The sequence below is a fragment of the Vibrio sp. Vb1127 genome (assembly GCF_033338735.1).
GTDB lineage: Bacteria > Pseudomonadota > Gammaproteobacteria > Enterobacterales > Vibrionaceae > Vibrio > Vibrio alginolyticus.
Genome location: NZ_JAWOTF010000001.1, coordinates 748,799 through 764,618 on the forward strand (window position 1 = coordinate 748,799; position 15,820 = coordinate 764,618).

General features: G+C 45.3%; 20 protein-coding genes. 6 read left to right on the top strand and 14 right to left on the bottom strand.

Annotation, left to right across the window (positions count from 1 at the left end):
- Window positions 1-79: 79 nt before the first annotated feature.
- The 12 genes from R7H07_RS03270 to flgB are packed head-to-tail and all read right to left on the bottom strand — an operon-like array spanning window position 80 to window position 10,070.
- Window positions 80-1,120, bottom strand: a complete 1,041-nt coding sequence (locus R7H07_RS03270; RefSeq protein ID WP_005373996.1) for a flagellin — start codon at window positions 1,118-1,120, stop codon at window positions 80-82.
- Between the two features lie 18 nt (window positions 1,121-1,138).
- Entirely contained in the window at window positions 1,139-2,038 is a 900-nt protein-coding gene (flgL, locus tag R7H07_RS03275) for a flagellar hook-associated protein FlgL (protein ID WP_005373998.1), read from the bottom strand.
- 13 nt (window positions 2,039-2,051) lie between these two features.
- Complete coding sequence (gene flgK / locus R7H07_RS03280; protein WP_005374000.1) at window positions 2,052-3,425, bottom strand: flagellar hook-associated protein FlgK; 1,374 nt, start codon at window positions 3,423-3,425, stop codon at window positions 2,052-2,054.
- Window positions 3,426-3,974, bottom strand: a complete 549-nt coding sequence (locus R7H07_RS03285) for a rod-binding protein (RefSeq protein WP_054728653.1) — start codon at window positions 3,972-3,974, stop codon at window positions 3,426-3,428.
- A gap of 10 nt (window positions 3,975-3,984) precedes the next feature.
- Window positions 3,985-5,121: a flagellar basal body P-ring protein FlgI gene (locus R7H07_RS03290; RefSeq protein ID WP_373920861.1), complete on the bottom strand. Its 1,137-nt coding sequence runs from the start codon at window positions 5,119-5,121 to the stop codon at window positions 3,985-3,987.
- Window positions 5,106-5,777, bottom strand: coding sequence for a flagellar basal body L-ring protein FlgH (gene flgH / locus R7H07_RS03295; RefSeq protein ID WP_206958706.1), 672 nt, complete (start codon window positions 5,775-5,777; stop codon window positions 5,106-5,108). The genes R7H07_RS03290 and flgH overlap by 16 nt, the downstream gene beginning before the upstream one ends.
- 32 nt (window positions 5,778-5,809) lie before the next feature.
- The gene (gene flgG / locus R7H07_RS03300) at window positions 5,810-6,595 is read right to left on the bottom strand and encodes a flagellar basal-body rod protein FlgG (RefSeq protein WP_005374008.1); all 786 of its coding nucleotides are present in this window, start codon (window positions 6,593-6,595) and stop codon (window positions 5,810-5,812) included.
- Window positions 6,596-6,619: 24 nt separating this feature from the next.
- On the bottom strand, window positions 6,620-7,351 hold the full coding sequence (gene flgF, locus R7H07_RS03305) for a flagellar basal-body rod protein FlgF (RefSeq protein ID WP_005374009.1): 732 nt from the start codon (window positions 7,349-7,351) through the stop codon (window positions 6,620-6,622).
- Between the two features lie 12 nt (window positions 7,352-7,363).
- Window positions 7,364-8,560: a flagellar hook protein FlgE gene (gene flgE, locus R7H07_RS03310; RefSeq protein ID WP_005374010.1), complete on the bottom strand. Its 1,197-nt coding sequence runs from the start codon at window positions 8,558-8,560 to the stop codon at window positions 7,364-7,366.
- Between the two features lie 27 nt (window positions 8,561-8,587).
- Window positions 8,588-9,271: a flagellar hook assembly protein FlgD gene (gene flgD, locus R7H07_RS03315; RefSeq protein WP_005384410.1), complete on the bottom strand. Its 684-nt coding sequence runs from the start codon at window positions 9,269-9,271 to the stop codon at window positions 8,588-8,590.
- Entirely contained in the window at window positions 9,271-9,705 is a 435-nt protein-coding gene (gene flgC, locus R7H07_RS03320) for a flagellar basal body rod protein FlgC (RefSeq protein ID WP_005374012.1), read from the bottom strand. Before flgC ends, flgD begins: the two co-directional genes overlap by 1 nt.
- 2 nt (window positions 9,706-9,707) lie before the next feature.
- Window positions 9,708-10,070, bottom strand: coding sequence for a flagellar basal body rod protein FlgB (gene flgB / locus R7H07_RS03325; RefSeq protein ID WP_005374013.1), 363 nt, complete (start codon window positions 10,068-10,070; stop codon window positions 9,708-9,710).
- 77 nt (window positions 10,071-10,147) lie between these two features.
- On the opposite strand from flgB, the gene flgA reads away from it, so the two are divergent.
- The 4 genes from flgA (at window position 10,148) to R7H07_RS03345 (ending at window position 12,547) form a co-directional block, all read left to right on the top strand.
- A complete protein-coding gene (gene flgA, locus R7H07_RS03330; protein WP_206958705.1) occupies window positions 10,148-10,945 on the top strand; it encodes a flagellar basal body P-ring formation chaperone FlgA in 798 nt (265 codons plus the stop codon).
- A gap of 135 nt (window positions 10,946-11,080) precedes the next feature.
- Entirely contained in the window at window positions 11,081-11,362 is a 282-nt protein-coding gene (gene flgM, locus R7H07_RS03335; RefSeq protein ID WP_005374016.1) for a flagellar biosynthesis anti-sigma factor FlgM, read from the top strand.
- Between the two features lie 20 nt (window positions 11,363-11,382).
- Window positions 11,383-11,820, top strand: coding sequence for a flagellar export chaperone FlgN (gene flgN / locus R7H07_RS03340; protein ID WP_005374018.1), 438 nt, complete (start codon window positions 11,383-11,385; stop codon window positions 11,818-11,820).
- A complete protein-coding gene (locus tag R7H07_RS03345; RefSeq protein WP_169628646.1) occupies window positions 11,801-12,547 on the top strand; it encodes a lytic transglycosylase domain-containing protein in 747 nt (248 codons plus the stop codon). The genes flgN and R7H07_RS03345 overlap by 20 nt, the downstream gene beginning before the upstream one ends.
- Window positions 12,548-12,982: 435 nt before the next feature.
- On the opposite strand, the gene R7H07_RS03350 is transcribed toward R7H07_RS03345, so the two are convergent.
- A complete protein-coding gene (locus R7H07_RS03350; protein WP_005374021.1) occupies window positions 12,983-13,501 on the bottom strand; it encodes an NUDIX hydrolase in 519 nt (172 codons plus the stop codon).
- A 277-nt stretch (window positions 13,502-13,778) separates the two neighbouring features.
- On the opposite strand from R7H07_RS03350, the gene R7H07_RS03355 reads away from it, so the two are divergent.
- Window positions 13,779-14,045 carry a DUF333 domain-containing protein gene (locus R7H07_RS03355; protein ID WP_005374023.1) on the top strand — a complete coding sequence of 89 codons (267 nt, stop codon included), beginning with the start codon at window positions 13,779-13,781 and terminating at the stop codon, window positions 14,043-14,045.
- 249 nt (window positions 14,046-14,294) lie between these two features.
- Window positions 14,295-14,951, top strand: a complete 657-nt coding sequence (locus R7H07_RS03360) for a hypothetical protein (protein ID WP_005374025.1) — start codon at window positions 14,295-14,297, stop codon at window positions 14,949-14,951.
- Here the strand turns inward: R7H07_RS03360 and R7H07_RS03365 are convergent.
- On the bottom strand, window positions 14,941-15,783 hold the full coding sequence (locus R7H07_RS03365) for a YdcF family protein (RefSeq protein ID WP_054579234.1): 843 nt from the start codon (window positions 15,781-15,783) through the stop codon (window positions 14,941-14,943). The genes R7H07_RS03360 and R7H07_RS03365 overlap by 11 nt on opposite strands.
- Between the last annotated feature and the right edge of the window lie 37 nt (window positions 15,784-15,820).

The following is a 15,820-nucleotide window of genomic DNA, read 5'->3' on the forward strand; positions in this document are numbered from 1 at the left end:
AGAGAGATTCCCGACAGTGCGCTGTTTTCGTTATTGGGGGACGATAACAGTGTAAAGCCGGGAATCATTGGAGTGTTCGTTACTTCAGTAAAGCGACCACGGTATGACGACGCACGTTTGCTTGCGCATTCAATGCCTGAAAAGTTGAAGTAAACTCGCCAGACTTTTGCATGAATCCATCCAGTTTTGCATTCACTTCATTGACTGAAAGCTGTGCGGTTTTGGTTTGGATAGAACGCATTTGAGTATTCAGTTCACCATGAAAAGCTTTCGCTTCCTGCAAGCTCGTTTGAACTTGTTTCAGATGCTGATTTACTTTGGCAATCGTCTGCTTGATGCCATCGCGTGAGCCTAGATCAAACCCGAGCTCCGCAATACCATCTGGCTCAGACTTTAAGTTCAAAACGTTAGGCTGCCCCGCAGGGAATCGGTGCCCTTCCCCCGTTACCATCACCTTTTGCTGCATTTGTTGATAAGCGTTGTCTCTGGCTTCAAATAAAATGCTGCCATCATCGGCTAACGAGGCTCGCATTCCTAACGCAATCAAGCTGCGATCCAGCATTTTGACCGTTCGCTCACCGTCTGATTGTCCATCAAACTGAATCATCACCGCTTGACCTTGAGGAAAATCCAAACGGATTTGCTCGGCCTTGTCGCTTAAGCGATGAACATTCAAACCTGGAATAGAAAAGCGACGAATATCCGCTTTATCCAGTTTTAAGTGCAGTTCGTTATTTAGGACTTTCTGGCCATCGAAACGTGCTTGCTCAACGACTTTTTGGATGGTGGCTTTAGAACGAACCAATGTATCCTGCAAACCAGGAACATTTTGTACGCCTTGATTAATAGCTTGCGTCAAACCACGTTTAATTTGCGTGAGCTCTTTGCCAATCACCTGCAGCGATTTGGACGCGATCTGAACCGCCGTGGCTTGCTGCTGACCCTGTGTAAGCTGAATACCAGATACAGAGTAGGCTGACGCAGTGTCAGCCTGAATTTGCGCCGGGCGCGGTTTAATTGCCGTACTTGAGTCTGCAGAACGGGTCGGCATGATAGAGGCTTGTTCTTGTCCACCTAAGCGTATGCTATGGGGTCTAACCTCTACTGTACTCATTACCATAAAAAGAACTTCCTAACCTTATAATCGGTCAAACAACGACAAACCATCGATCTTCACATAGCTTGCTTGCGTTGCTTGCAAAGCGGCCATGTAATTACTCAATCGTACCGACGCTTCACCATAGTCCAGAGCAGAGAGGTCTCCAGATACTTTGTCAACGAACAGCTTGTTTTCACTGTGCGCGCCACCAACAAGATCTAAGTTGTTGTGTCGACCACCAATCTCAGTCATGGTCCCTAGTACGTTTGAAAAAGTATCGTCGATAGCGCTGATACTCGCCTCAACTTCAGCTCTGAAGTTGGCGGTAGGGCTCTCAAACTCTTTGATCAGCGCATCAATTTGGTTAAGCACGTTATGGCCTCCCCCAAGGTCCAATATTTCTTTTGCAGTCATATTGGAATCCATCGTGACACCTTTAGCAATTGTTACTACGCGCTTGTCACTATTACCTTCAATTACGTAGCTGCCGCTCGCTTTACTTACAGCCGCAGTATCCGTTTTAGTACCAGAGAAAAGGTAGTGCCCTTCTTCATCCTGCGCGTTAAAAGACGACTCAATAGAGTCACGGTAACTCTTAAGCTCTGTAATCATACCGCCACGACTTTCGTCAGTAAGAGAGCCGTTCGCACCCCAAAGCGCGATGTCTCGCATGCTTTTTAAGCTTTCTTTGATCGAATCTAAATGGGTTTCTTGACTCGATAGCGTCGTTTTTACGTTTTCAATGTTGTTTTTGTACTGAGCAATCGCACTGGTTTCTCGGTCTAAGTTAAGCAACTTGATCGAAGCCATTGGATCATCAGACAGCTTGGTTAAGCGCTTGCCAGTAGACATCTGTTGCAGAGCTTCGCCTAATCCCGCGCTATTGCTCTGCAAGCTGTGCAACATCATTTGACTAAATTGATTGTCACTAATTCGCATCTAAACTTTCCTCTTAGAATAACTGCAGAATAGAATCGAGCAGTTGATTTGCTGTGCTGATCACTTTCATGTTGGCATTGTGCGCATTAGCAAACATCATTAGGTTAGCCGCTTCTTCATCGCTGTTTACGGAACTAACATTATCGCGAGCTGCGTGCGCTTGCTTGTTCATGGCTAACTTCGCTTGATAATCAGCATTAGCTTGGCGTGCTTTAATTGCGGTTTGACCCACCATTGAACTAAAGGCATCGTTCAAGCTTACTGAGCCGTAACCTGATACCGCCACTGGCTTGTTGCTTAACTCGATCAATGATTGCAACGCATCTGCGTTACCAGGTGTGCCATCACTTGAGAACGCAAGCTCATCTGGAGTTAGCTTGGTAATATCCAAACTGGCTGCAGGGTTTGCTGGGTCATAGCTGAACAAAGGTTTACCTGGGTTGCCATTTAAGTCTTTGCCAGTTGCAAGCACGGCGTTGTATTCATCCGCGAGAGCTTTCGCCATGTCATTCAGAGCCAATTGGTTTGGTTTCAACACTTCGGTTTGATAGTCATTAATCGCACCTAATTTGCCACCAAGCGAGTCACCAATCGCAAAACTTTGATTCGAGAACGTGACGTGTAAGTCCGCCAAGTAAGGATCACTCGGGTCAGGAATGGCTTCCAGTTTGCCATGGTCCGTACCCATCACAAGCGGTTGACCAGAGGTTAGTGTGACCTGAACACTGCCGTCATGCTGCTGTGTTGTTTTGATTTCAATGGTTTGAGATAACTCACCGATTAACCTATCTCGTTCATCCATTAACTGTGATGGGTTACCACCTGTACCTTGCATCTCTACCAGTTGCTTGTTCACCTTCGCGATATTTTCCATAAGGCTATTCGCGTGGTTAAGCGCTGCATTACGTTGATCGCTCATGTCTTTATGTTGATTGTATAAAGATTCGGTAAGCGTATTAAAACGGCGGGCCAAAGCTTCAGATTCGTTAATGATCTGCTGGCGGTAAGGTATGGATTCCGGCTTAACGGTCGCATCGTTAAGCGCAGCGTTTAGCGAGTCCAAGCCAGCCGATATACTGAAACCATCGGCACCAAGCGTATTCTCCAGCTGACTCATGTTACTGGTGTATCCAGATGCGTATGCCGCCATACTGTTAGTCGACCACGTTTGCTTAATCAGAAATTGATCAGTAACGCGGCGAATGCTAGTGACTTCTACCCCTAAACCTGGACTTAAGCGATTGGCTTTACCATCATCGACAGACGCCATCAACGCTTGTTGACGACTGTAACCCACGGTATTCACGTTTGCCACGTTTTGCGCGGTTACGTCTAGGGCCACACGGTTCGCGCCTAAACCTGAAAGGGCAATATTAACTAGGTTCATTTACAGCTCCATTTTTCTGATCAACGGCTGAGAAAACGCGGTAGTCATACCGGCCTCACCGAATACCTGTTTAACAGAGGCGACGGCTTGAGAAGCGGTATTAAATAGGCTTGAATTCTTCTCCACCTCTTTAGAATCTACTTGTGAGATAGATTCAGAATTCGAACCTTTACCATCGTTAGCGGATGAGATGTTGCGCGCAGCATCGAAAGCAACCTCACGCATAGACGGGCTCAGCTGCTGGATGAGCATATTGGCAATGCCTGAGCTCTGTTTCTTTGCTAGTTCCATCGCCAGCTGACCGTCATACATATCACGGAATACCCCTTGTTGCTGACTGGCAAACGGGCTGTCTTTATCAGCAAGAGCATCACTACTGCTACGCATTTGGCGTAACACCATTTGTAGGAACATTGCCTCAAATTGACCTGCGACGACTTCAAGTGCGCCTTCTTGATCACGACTATGCTTGATGTGAGCCAATGCACTGTTGTCGTGATAAAGCATCGAATTTAACTGAGTTTGTTCATTGGTACTGTCTAGCTTCATCCTTAACTCCTTATATCACGACCAATTCAGCGTTCAATGCACCCGCTTCACTCAAAGCTTGCAGGATAGACATCAAGTCTGTAGGCGTGGCACCTAAACTATTTACCGCATTAACTATGGTGTTAAGTTCCGTGCCTGGAGGCCAAATCACCATCTGAGCGAGATCTTCATTCACATCAAGATCCGTTTGGTTAACGACTTTCGTATCGCCATTTGCAAACGCATTAGGCTGACTAACTTGTTGTGATTCAGAAATTCGCACGGTTAAGTTACCGTGACTTACTGCTGCTTCACTTACTTTGACACTCTTACCTATCACCACGGTGCCAGTGCGAGAGTTAAAGACAATACGAGCAGGTTTACGGCCTTCAACGACGCTCATTTCTTCAAGCATCGACATCATGACGACACGCTGCTGTGTATCTTTTGGTGCACGCATATCAATGCGAGCTTTATTGATCGCAACTGCAACGTTAGGTCCAAAAGTGTTGTTAATTTCACGCGCAATATTTTTTGCTGTAGTGAAGCTAGGCTTGCGCAGGTTTAGGGTGATTTCATCACGTTGGTTGAAATCGGTTTTGATTTCTCTCTCTAAAGTCGCACCATTCGGAACGCGACCCGCCGTTGGTGTGTTTACTTCTACTTTGGAGCCACTTCGCCCCTCTGCAGATAAGCCCCCCACAACCACGTTGCCTTGCGCAATCGCGTACACTTCGCCATCAATACCACGTAAAGGCGTTAGCAATAACGTACCACCGCGAAGGCTCTTTGCATCACCGATTGAAGACACAACCACATCCAACGTTTGTCCTGGGCCTGCCATTGGATCAACGGACGCTGTCACACTCACAGAAGCCACATTTCGTAGCTTAGGGTTCATACTGTCATCAATTTGAACCCCAAACTGACGTAGCATGTTGGTAATAGATTGAGAGGTAAATTTCACTTGGTTTCGGTCACCTTGGCCGGCTAAGCCAACCACCAAACCATAACCAACCAGCTGGTTTTCTCGAATGCCGCGAACATCGACCAAGTCCATGATCGGAATTTCCGCTTCAGCATGTGAAGTGCCTGGTAGTCCCAAGGTCAACACCAATAGGAGAGACATAAAGAAAGATTGCATTGTCTTCATTAGAAAGGTACCCATGGGCTGTTGAAGAACTGAGTTAGCCACCCGGCTGCGTTGCTGTCAGCTAGGGCTCCGCGACCTGCGTAGGTAATTCTTGCATCAGCAATTCGTTGAGAAGAAACTTGGTTACTGCGGTTAATATCATCCACACGGACGATACCGGTTAGGCGAATAAACTCGTCGCCTTGATTCAGACGAAGCCATTTTTCACCGCTGATACGCAATACGCCATTAGGTAATACTTCGTGTACCGTTACCGTAATGGCACCTTGAAGCTTGTTGCCTTGTGAACTTGATGCACTGCCATCGAAGTTACGTTTGCCATCCACGCTAACCCCTAACTCATCGATAGTTTTCGTGCCTATGGTCGGCGCCACAAAGTTAATTTCTGAACTTTTACCGAACTTAGTACCCGCATTTTTACTCGATGAGGTTTCTTCTGATAATTGAACCGTTAATACATCGCCAACTCGGTAAGCACGACGATCCTGGAACAGAGTCATCGTGTATTGGTGACGATAAAGGCTACCAGATTGGGTTTCCGGCAGCGTGTAATCGAGCGTTGGTGGTGCATATTCCTCAGCATTCGGCTCAGGCGGAATAAATTCCTGACGGCCAGCACATCCCACCAGCAACACGGCGGCTACTGCCCAACTCTTAGAAAGCCATTTCATTGCTTTTTCCTTCATCATCACCAATTTCATACTTACATTGATTGCGAAACAAACTTCAGCATGTCATCTGCAGCAGAGACCACTTTCGCATTCATCTCATACGCACGTTGAGTGGTGATCATGTCGACCATCTCTTCTACTACTTGTACGTTTGACCCTTCCAGTGCACCTTGCTTGATAATGCCGGCGCCATCAGCTCCTGCAATCAGCTCATCAGCTGGACCGCTGGCTTCCGTTTCACGGAATAAGTTGCCACCCATGGCCTCTAAGCCGGCTGGATTGATGAATTTTGCAAGTGTAATTTGACCAAGCTGCTGAGGTGTTGGATCGTCTGCTGTTGTTGTAGTCACTGTGCCATCAACACCCACAGAGAAAGAGACCGCATTGTCTGGGATCTGGATTTGAGGCTCTAAAGGCAGGCCCTGACTGTTCACCATTAAGCCTTCTGAGTTTCGATGGAACTGACCATTACGTGTATACATGATCTGTCCGTCCGAGTTTTCTATTTGGAAGAAACCCTGACCCATTACAGCAAGATCCAACTCTTGCGTTGTGTTTTGGGTATTACCTTGCGTGAACACTTTTTGTGTGCCAACAACGCGAACACCGCTACCTAGCTGAATACCACTTGGTAGTTCGTTAACTTGGTCTACTTGTGCGCCTGGTTGACGCTGAATGCTGTAGAAAAGATCTTCAAATACGACTCGGTCACGCTTAAAGCCAACCGTGTTTACGTTTGCTAGGTTGTTAGAAATGGCAGTCATCTTCGTGTCTTGCGCTGCCATGCCTGTCTTACTTACCCATAATGCTGAATGCATTTTTTACTCCTTGCGGGGCGAGACTTAGCTCGCCGCCATTAATTTGTTACCAGCTTTTGCTAGAGTTTCCGCCGTTTTCATCATGCGAACTTGCATTTCAAAGTTGCGCGTCAGCGACATCACACTAACCAATTCATCAATAGCAGATACGTTACTGCCCTCAATGTGCTCAGGAGAGAGTTGCACGGTTTCATCTGCCGCGAATGGCACGCCATCTACGCTGTGCAGCAAGCTATCGCTCTCTTTTTGCAGTTGATTAATTTCCGGTTTAACCAACTTCAAAGTGCCTGCCACAATTTCTGCGCCGCCACCTGGTGGGATCACTGAGACTTGACCACGCTCGCTGATTTCAATCTTTTGATAATCCGGCACAACCAAAGGACCATTGTCACCGAGGACAGGGAACCCATTGATTGTTAGAGCGCCAAAAGTATCGACCTGAATATTGCCTGCACGGGTGTAAGCTTCGTTACCCGCTGGGGTTTCTACAGAGAGATATCCCTCCCCCATAACCGCAACGTCCAACGGACGTCCTGTTTTCACAATATCGCCAGCGTCGAAACGTGTTGAGGCAGAGTTGGTCACAACCATAGTGCGACCATCAAAACCTGGGCCTTGCATCTCTACACTACGCACACGCTCCATATCCGCTCGAAAACCCGCAGTATCAGCATTTGATAAGTTGTTTGAACGAACGTGCTGCGCTTTAAGAACTCGGCTGGCACCCGACGTTGCCGTAAATAACAAACTATCCATGCAAAACTCCCATTACACCGCGTTAAACAAAGCTTGAGTAAGCTTGTCGCTGGTAGAAATTGTCTTTGCGTTTGCTTGGTAGTTGCGTTGTGCAGTCATTAGAGCAACAAGCTCGCTGGTTAAGTCAACGTTAGAACCTTCTAATGCACCCGGAGTTAGGTCACCCATCGTACCTGAACCCGGAACACCCATAATTGGAGCACCTGAGCTAAAGCTTTGAGTCCATGATGTTCCACTCACTTTCGCTAAGCCTTGTGTGTTTGCAAAATCAGCAAGAACAACCTGACCTTGTAGCTGTGATTGGCCGTTAGTGTAAGTCGCGTAAACCATGCCGTTACCTTCAACGCGTACACCTGCAAGTTCACCTGATGTGTAACCGTTAGGACTATTAGTACTTACGCCAAAAGCTGCACCAAATTGCGTGCTGCCTTTCAGGTTAATGTCTACACTCATCGCGTTCGCGCCTGCAGCAGGGAATGAAACATTAAACGGCGCAGTTGGTGCTGAAAGCGAGCCGTCTTTACCAAACGTTACAGGCACAGTTGCTACTGGCGTCGTACCGCCATCTACTTGAACGTTCACTTCCCACGAGTTAGAAGCAGTCTTAGTAAAGTACTGAGTTACCGTGTGCGAGTTACCCAGTGAGTCGTAGACTTTTGTTGTGTAAGACGAGTTAAATGAGCTTGGATCTTTTGGATTGAATGGCGTTACGGCTTTATCAATAACAGACGCGCTTGCGTCGAAGTTCGCAACAAAATCTAAGCTGTCTGTTGCTTTAGCATTCAGTGAGGAAGTCGATACCTGAATATTACCCACAGAACCTGTCATTAGGTTGTTGTTGCTATCGACACTGTAACCTTGAAGCTTTGCACCGCTGTTAGCCGTAACAAAGTTGTTCTTATCCGTTGAGAACACACCTGAACGTGTGTACAACATTTGACCCATATTATCTTTAGTAACAAAAAAGCCACCGCCATTAATAGCTAGGTCCATCGCACGGCCAGTTCCTGTGATACTGCCGTCTTTGTCGAAGTTCTGTGAAATTGACGCGACTTCCACACCACCAGGTTGCATGCCGTTATATACAGCGGAGAATTCTGTGCGGCCACCTTTAAAACCATACGTTGATGCGTTGGCAATGTTGTGACTGATTGTGTTTAGCTCTGTGTTGGTCGCGTCCAGACCACTTAGTGCGATGTTAAAACTCATAAATAGACCTCTGATTTCCGTATTTGGTTAAGCACCAAACTGAGTGATTTGATAGAAAGGAACGTTGCCAACGCCATGGACATTGACTAATGCTGCGCCACCGGTATTAGGAATGCGCACTTGCTCAACAGTGCCTGCCATCAGCACATTTGGACTTGCTTGCCCTTCTTGCACTTCTACGGCCACTGAGTATTTGCCTGGTTTAAGACCAAGTTCTTCAGGATTAATTGAAAAGTCGACGTCACCTTTGCCGTGAGCACCTAGTGGCACTTTAGTTGATTGACCAAATTCATCTTTAACAACTAACGTGACTTGGTTTGAGCTATGAGCGAGTTCGATTTTTCCGTTTTGTACGTCTTCACCAAGCTGAAATTCATCCGCATTGACGTAAACCGTTTGCCCAACAAGGCCCGCTGTTGATAGCACTTGCATGTTGTCCAGTAACACCATGCTCTGTTGCATTGTCTTAGACATATTCTCGGTACTTTGTACCTGCGAGAACTGAGCCAATTGACCAACGTATTCCGTACCATCAAGGGGATTAAGTGGGTCTTGGTTTTGAATTTGAGCCACCATCAAAGAAATAAACTCATTCTCCAATGAAGAAGCGCTGTTCATGTCTTTAGGGTTTGGTGAGATACCGTTGCTGTCTTTTGCTTTTGTATTTACTGGAGCGTCAGACGATAAAGGGGTGTATTGTGCAATACTCATTAGCTGCCCTGCCCTAATCTAAGCAGACCTTGCTGCATACTTTTTACATTGGCTAATACTTCAACATTCGTTTCGAAGCTGCGTGTTGCGGACATCATGTCTGCCATTTCAGCAACTACATCAATATCTGGGTAAAACACATAGCCTTCATCATTAGCCAGTGGGTTGTTCGGCTCAAAACGCTTCTCTGCATCTCCAGCATTTTTAACAACGTCAACAATGCGAACTTCTGCATTGGGATAAGCTCCATTTTCTGTTGTCATTTGCGTTTTTTGGTACACAGTCGCAAATACTGGCTTAAGCGCTTTATAAGCATCTTCTGGATTTGCAGATACTGCATCTGCGTTTGCTAAGTTACTGGCTACCGTATTCAGACGCACAGTTTGTGCTGTCATCGCGGAACCAGTGATCGAGTAAATATCAGTGAATGACATAATTAACGTCCCTCAATCGCTTTCGCTAAGCCATTAAATTTCATGTTGAGAAACGTCAGGCTAGTTTGAAAGTCCATGTTGTTTTGCGTGAATTTTGCTTGTTCAACACCAAGCTCTACGGTGTTGCCATTTTTGCTATTCTGGTAAGGCACCGAGTATTGGGCCTGAACCTGGAACTTTGGCACCGGTTTGTTCACACCACCTGCCGTTACTTGGTTCATTACGGTGGTGAAACTTAGGTCTTTCGCCAAATACCCAGGGGTGTCAACATTTGCTAGGTTACTGGCGAGGACTTTGGTACGCTGAACGCGAAAATTAAGTGCCTCTGGATGTACTCCTAAAGCATTTTCAAATGTGATCGCCATGCATCTTCCTTACAGTTGGCTCGAATACGCCAACATACAAACAAGATACGTGCCATAAAAAATAGCTATATATATCAATGACTTATAAACAAGGATGGAAGCCAAACTTCCGGTTCTCGGAAAGCATTAAAAACAAGAGGAAAGTGTCCACTTCCTCAACAATAATGCTGACGTTACTCGCTTTGACATCAGAACAAGCATTCGCCAACACCAATGACAAAACCCTCAGCGTTGAAGAGATAAAGTCCGTTGTAGCAACGGATTTCGAACAAGAGGTGGATCGCGTAGCGCTCTCCAATCAGTGGGGGAAGTACAAACTGGACTTCGACATGTGGGTGCCCGGTTCCGCCAATCACTTGCCAGAATGTCAATCGCCTTTAGTTATCACAGGTCGTGACAACAACACGTTGCCAGTCGGTAACCTCAAGCGCTCAGTCAGCTGCGACAATATCGCATCACCATGGCGAATTAACGTTACGATAAAGTCTTCGCTGACTCTGCCTGTTTTAGTCGCGACAACCACGGTTGGCCGAAATGAAGTCGTAACGGCTAAACACATAAAGCTTGAAACCCGAACCATCTCTCGCCAAGACGATTTTTATACTCGCCCCGAGCAAGCAGTAGGCTTAGAAACCTCTCGTCGTTTGAGGGCTGGACAAGTGGTTAATCCATCCAATTTGTCGGCCCCACCTCTAATCGAGAAAGGCAATGAAGTCATAATCATTGCGAGCAAAAATGGATTTAGTGCCAGCACAAAAGGAGTCGCCTTAGAAGATGGAGCGAAAGGGCAGCAAATTGACGTGGAAAACCCAAGTTCGGGCAAGGTCATAAGAGCAGTCGTAACTGGATTAAACCAGGTTCATACTCAATTTTGATTTTTTGACTCGGGGTAACATTTTTTAATTTTGGCTCTCGTCAGTAACACTGAACTTCGAGTACAAAAAAATATTTAATGTTTATCACATTCTAACCGCCTACTTAATTTAGAACATGATGATGAGGACCACAGCATGAAAATCGACAAAGTCGCGGGCGGTCATGTCCCACAAACAAAATTACAGCAAGCAAGCAAACAGCCTGTCGACGTCGTCGAACAGAGCAAAGTACACGAGCCTGCATTTCAAGCGAATACCGTAGCGATAGATCGCGCTCAAGCTGAAATGGCATCACTACCTGATGTTGATATGGAAAAAGTAGAACAAGTACGCAACGCATTAGCGCGTGGTGAACTTAGCCTAGATACAAAAGTGCTATCCAAGGCAATCATGCAGTTCCATACAGGTCACGAGTAATAAAACGCTAGGAAGACATCATGGCAAGCGCAGTATCGCAGCGAATTCAACAATTTGTTCGCTCTATATCTGAGGATATTAAGCTTTATCAACAACTGCTTCCTTTGCTTCAGCAGCAAAAGGTATTGTACTTAAAGTTTGATGGAGAGGCACTGAACGACAATGTTCAGAAACAAATGCCGATACTCAATAAACTCAGCCGCTCCGCCAATGACAGAAGCCAGTGTATGCGAGCGCTGGGGTTAGCGTGTAATGACGCCAGCGTAAAACGAATTTTCAATGCTTTGCCTGCCCAAATAGGTATGCAAGCTAGAAAACAATGGGCGCTATTGGAAACGTTGGTAAGTCAGTGCCAACAATACAATCAGAGCAATGGCCACAGCTCTGCGGCGTTCCATGAGTTGGTCAGTCAACTCAAACAACCTGTGCAACACACTTATGAAGATAAATCGTTCTAAACGATGTTCGTCTTGCCTACAGATTCAGTCGCCATCTCGGCTGAGTACTGTAGGCCTTTTTATTTTTATTGCCTTTCTGTCCTACCTTCCATTCACATGCCAGGCAAAACCAAATGCTGTCGATATTCAAACGCAGTATCAAGTATTAGCCCCATACAAACCACAAATTGCCAAGCGTCTCGATTCATCCAAGCCGGTAATTAACCACATTTTCAAACAGCTTCAAAACCACTCATTACCAAATAGCCTAGCCTTAGTGCCAATGTTAGAGTCTTCTTACAATCCCAAAGCCGTTTCTCACGCTAACGCCGCCGGACTTTGGCAACTGATACCAGCCACAGCGAAACGATTCGGATTAACGATAAATACAAAACAAGACGATCGCTTTGACACAGAAGCTAGCACAACGGCCGCGCTCAAGTACCTGGCGTTTTTATACAACAAATTCGATCAAAATATGGCTCTGACCTTAGCTGCATACAATGCCGGAGAAGGACGCGTTGCACGTGCTATTCAGCAAGCAGGAAGTCGAGATTTCCAACAACTCACGCTGCCTAACGAGACTCGCCAATACGTCAGCCGCTTCTATGCATTGGAAAAGTTGATAGATATCGGTCAGTTACAATCCTCATCATTTCAACCTTTACTCTTGTTTGCTCCAGACGCTCCTATGATTTCACAACCGCTGGTCGACTTTAGCCGACTGCCTCCGCTAGTTAATTTGTGATAAAAGCTACGACAGAGCTCAATGTCAGAGAAACGTAAAATTACAAGATCCTGTTCGGCGAATTTGAAAACTCGTGATCTCTATGCAAACGTGTGCAAAAAAGTTGAGGTAAGGTATCTCAAAGATAAGAAAGAGTAGTGGTTTACTAAAAAGCGCCCCAATTGCGCTTGGCAATTGGGTAGATATGCGTCACATTGCGTTTGCAAAAAAACATGAAAACCAATGGTCAGACCTAATAATTATTTACACACTAAATGTAAAACAGCTATTGTTTTCATAGTTCGAAACAAATCTAACATATCAAGATGACGCTTCGCTTGCGCGTCTGGAATAAGTCCGGGTTCCGGGGGGGAGTCCGGACTTTTTTATTGCTCTAAAATCTTTGCCCACAATAGAGCCAACAGAAGCTAAGTCGTAATGATGCAAACTAGCTGTTTATAGTAATTCTTTAGAAATCAACTGAAGTAAAAACGTTTCGCGCTCAATGCTCATGCCTTTTTTCGGGCTTTCTGCCATCGTTTTTTCATTGTGTGCAATTGCTTCGTGTATGTTCATCCATACCGGGCGCATTCCATTTTTAACTTCGTAATCTTCATACGCCGTTTCGCCTAGCTCACGTTCGATTTTACATGTATAACAATACGACACCATGTGCATCACGTCAGCGTCATCCTTGTACCACGGACGAAACTCCTCAAAGATTCCGAAAGGCTTAATACCATGTATATTTTGGGCGCCCGTTTCTTCCTCTAATTCACGGACTAATCCAGCAATGACATCTTCACCATCATCAATACCACCGCCTGGTAGCGTGTAGTCATGGTAACGTTCTGTATAGAGCAACAGCACATCTTCACCATCAAGTACAATGGCTCGCGCTGCATTGCGCTGAAAAACAATTTTGTCATCCAAATGCTCTATGTCTGGATGAACGGTCGATTTTAAATGTCTCATCGAAAATACCACGGTCAATGTTTTGTGCGCATATTACCGAATTTCACACTTTAAATCATTGTTGTAGACCAGGTACGTTCGAGCGCTTGTCAGGAAGTGATTGATATGACCTTCACAACAATACGCCTAGAACAGAAGTGTGACGTGCTAATCAGCAATAAATGAGAATATCTAAATTCTTATACGTCCCTCTTACTTTTAACATCGATAAGACAATAATCTCTTAAAGTTGCCTATAATCAATACAATACTCGCCCACCCCATGCGGAGATAAAGAATGAAAAAGACAAATTTAATGATGGCTATGGCTGCAACATTGGTACTGGCTGGTTGTTCAACTTACGAGGGAGCGACCCGATCAACTGAGTATACCTCCGTTGCAAATCCCGCAGCCGTATACTGTGTTCAGCAAGGTGGTGAGCTGGATACCGTGTCGGAAAACGGCGAACGTGTCACTTACTGTGTGCTGTCGGACAATGAACGCGTCGAGCAATGGGAATACTATCGCGAGAATCACAAAGAAAATGAGGGTGACAACTACTAATTATTTTTATCGATACGTCACCTTCCCTCTATCACTTAGGAGCCTTTGGGCTCCTTTTTTATTTGATTTATCAAAGTGTTCTTACGTTGTTTTTACATATCTCTGACTTTACCGCACATCGACCCTATATCGAACAGTGTTCTATTCTTGACATTCCCCTGACATAACTTTCCACTTGGACAATAAAATTCCAAACACAGATCACACTAATTCACATTTCTTCCACATTTTCTGGGACAGGTGAGCAAGATGAAAACACAAATAGTAAAAGAAGCCGAGTCAGCCCCAAGCAACGTTGTTACTGAAAAATCAAAGCGCATTATTTATAAATCGAGTTTAAACGCCTTGATGATTGTCGCTATAAGTATTCTCGTTAACCTTAGTCTTCGTCTTGATTATGTCGTGTTGGGATCAAGCCTTGGCGAGCTTTCCGTTACAGAAACGCTCCAGCTTGTGATGCTTGCTATTGCATCATGGTCGTTTTTCAGCTTATCGAAACAACAGCCTCAGCTAAAGCATGCGGCTATTTTGATTGCAGGATTTTTTGCAGTACTGATTATTCGCGAAACGGACTATTGGACAGACATGATTCATCATGGCTCTTGGGTTTTCCCAGCACTTGCTGTCACCGCACTGGCTTGCGCCAAAGCTTACCAAGGTGGTAAAGGTACCATGAACGAAATGGCGACCATTTTAACGGTGCCACATATGAAGCTATTAGTTGGTGCTGTAATGCTATTATTAGTCTTCTCTCGTTTGTATGGTATGGGTAGTTTTTGGCAACAAGTGATGGACGAAAATTACATCCGTGATGTTAAAAATATCTCAGAAGAAGGTATAGAACTGCTTTGCTACTGTTTGATCGCATTAAGCGCCGTCCGCACAAAACGCGAGCTTAATGAATAGACTCTGGGTCAAAGCGACGGTTCAATGCCGTCAGTATCGGATGGAAGATACTTAATGCCTTTTCCGCAGCACCTACAGATTCATCCAAGGCCGTCATTTCGACGGCCTTTTTCATTTCTTCAATATGTTGCAAAGCCTCTTTATCGAGCGGTAAAGAGAGCAATTTGTGAATAGTATCTCTTGCGATCATAAGTGGCTTTTTTCGGACAATTGATAAATCTCGGAAAAATACGCCATGCTTGACCCCTTCTAAATAAACTCGGTAGGTTGTGAGTTCATCGAGTAGCAAGAATGTGTCCGCCATAAGCCCTTTATGTGGGTATGGCACGCTAATATGTTTGCTGATATCCAGTGGAATATTGAGGGTCACCCCCATGGATTCGCAATCGGATTTAAGTACTCGTAATAAGCCTTGCTCATCCATCAAATTCTGGATATCAATGATTCGTTCGAGGTGGTAGTCATTAGACAGCAAGATAACCTCAACCGGATGCCCCAACCATAACTCGAACAACCCACTTTTGCACAAAACTTGGGAAACATAACGCATGTTTTGAAACGTGTTCAACGACTCCGTTTCTAAGAGTATATGACGTTCAGGGAACGGATTCACAGAGTCTGCGTTTAGGGTTCTAAAATACGCGTACATCGCCTCTGCTTCAGAAACACTTTGTCCTTGCGTTACTCCGCCACAAAAAACAATCACCGTTCGCTCTATCGGTAGTGATGCAGTCCTACAAGACAAAGCTTCGACTCTGGTTATGCCCTCAGAGGTCAACCTGTTATTGACGAGGCGTTTACCTAAAACGATGACGATGTTGTCTAACTTCATTTTAAAATCTCGCGCTTAGTTGGCAGTGTTACAAAAA

Coding starts and splice junctions, on each gene's coding strand:
- R7H07_RS03270 (WP_005373996.1), bottom strand. CDS start 1,120: ATGGTAATGAGTACAGTAGAGGTTAGACCCCATAGCATACGCTTAGGT.
- flgL (WP_005373998.1), bottom strand. CDS start 2,038: ATGCGAATTAGTGACAATCAATTTAGTCAAATGATGTTGCACAGCTTG.
- flgK (WP_005374000.1), bottom strand. CDS start 3,425: ATGAACCTAGTTAATATTGCCCTTTCAGGTTTAGGCGCGAACCGTGTG.
- R7H07_RS03285 (WP_054728653.1), bottom strand. CDS start 3,974: ATGAAGCTAGACAGTACCAATGAACAAACTCAGTTAAATTCGATGCTT.
- R7H07_RS03290 (WP_373920861.1), bottom strand. CDS start 5,121: ATGGGTACCTTTCTAATGAAGACAATGCAATCTTTCTTTATGTCTCTC.
- flgH (WP_206958706.1), bottom strand. CDS start 5,777: ATGAAATGGCTTTCTAAGAGTTGGGCAGTAGCCGCCGTGTTGCTGGTG.
- flgG (WP_005374008.1), bottom strand. CDS start 6,595: ATGCATTCAGCATTATGGGTAAGTAAGACAGGCATGGCAGCGCAAGAC.
- flgF (WP_005374009.1), bottom strand. CDS start 7,351: ATGGATAGTTTGTTATTTACGGCAACGTCGGGTGCCAGCCGAGTTCTT.
- flgE (WP_005374010.1), bottom strand. CDS start 8,560: ATGAGTTTTAACATCGCACTAAGTGGTCTGGACGCGACCAACACAGAG.
- flgD (WP_005384410.1), bottom strand. CDS start 9,271: ATGAGTATTGCACAATACACCCCTTTATCGTCTGACGCTCCAGTAAAT.
- flgC (WP_005374012.1), bottom strand. CDS start 9,705: ATGTCATTCACTGATATTTACTCGATCACTGGTTCCGCGATGACAGCA.
- flgB (WP_005374013.1), bottom strand. CDS start 10,070: ATGGCGATCACATTTGAAAATGCTTTAGGAGTACATCCAGAGGCACTT.
- flgA (WP_206958705.1), top strand. CDS start 10,148: ATGACTTATAAACAAGGATGGAAGCCAAACTTCCGGTTCTCGGAAAGC.
- flgM (WP_005374016.1), top strand. CDS start 11,081: ATGAAAATCGACAAAGTCGCGGGCGGTCATGTCCCACAAACAAAATTA.
- flgN (WP_005374018.1), top strand. CDS start 11,383: ATGGCAAGCGCAGTATCGCAGCGAATTCAACAATTTGTTCGCTCTATA.
- R7H07_RS03345 (WP_169628646.1), top strand. CDS start 11,801: ATGAAGATAAATCGTTCTAAACGATGTTCGTCTTGCCTACAGATTCAG.
- R7H07_RS03350 (WP_005374021.1), bottom strand. CDS start 13,501: ATGAGACATTTAAAATCGACCGTTCATCCAGACATAGAGCATTTGGAT.
- R7H07_RS03355 (WP_005374023.1), top strand. CDS start 13,779: ATGAAAAAGACAAATTTAATGATGGCTATGGCTGCAACATTGGTACTG.
- R7H07_RS03360 (WP_005374025.1), top strand. CDS start 14,295: ATGAAAACACAAATAGTAAAAGAAGCCGAGTCAGCCCCAAGCAACGTT.
- R7H07_RS03365 (WP_054579234.1), bottom strand. CDS start 15,783: ATGAAGTTAGACAACATCGTCATCGTTTTAGGTAAACGCCTCGTCAAT.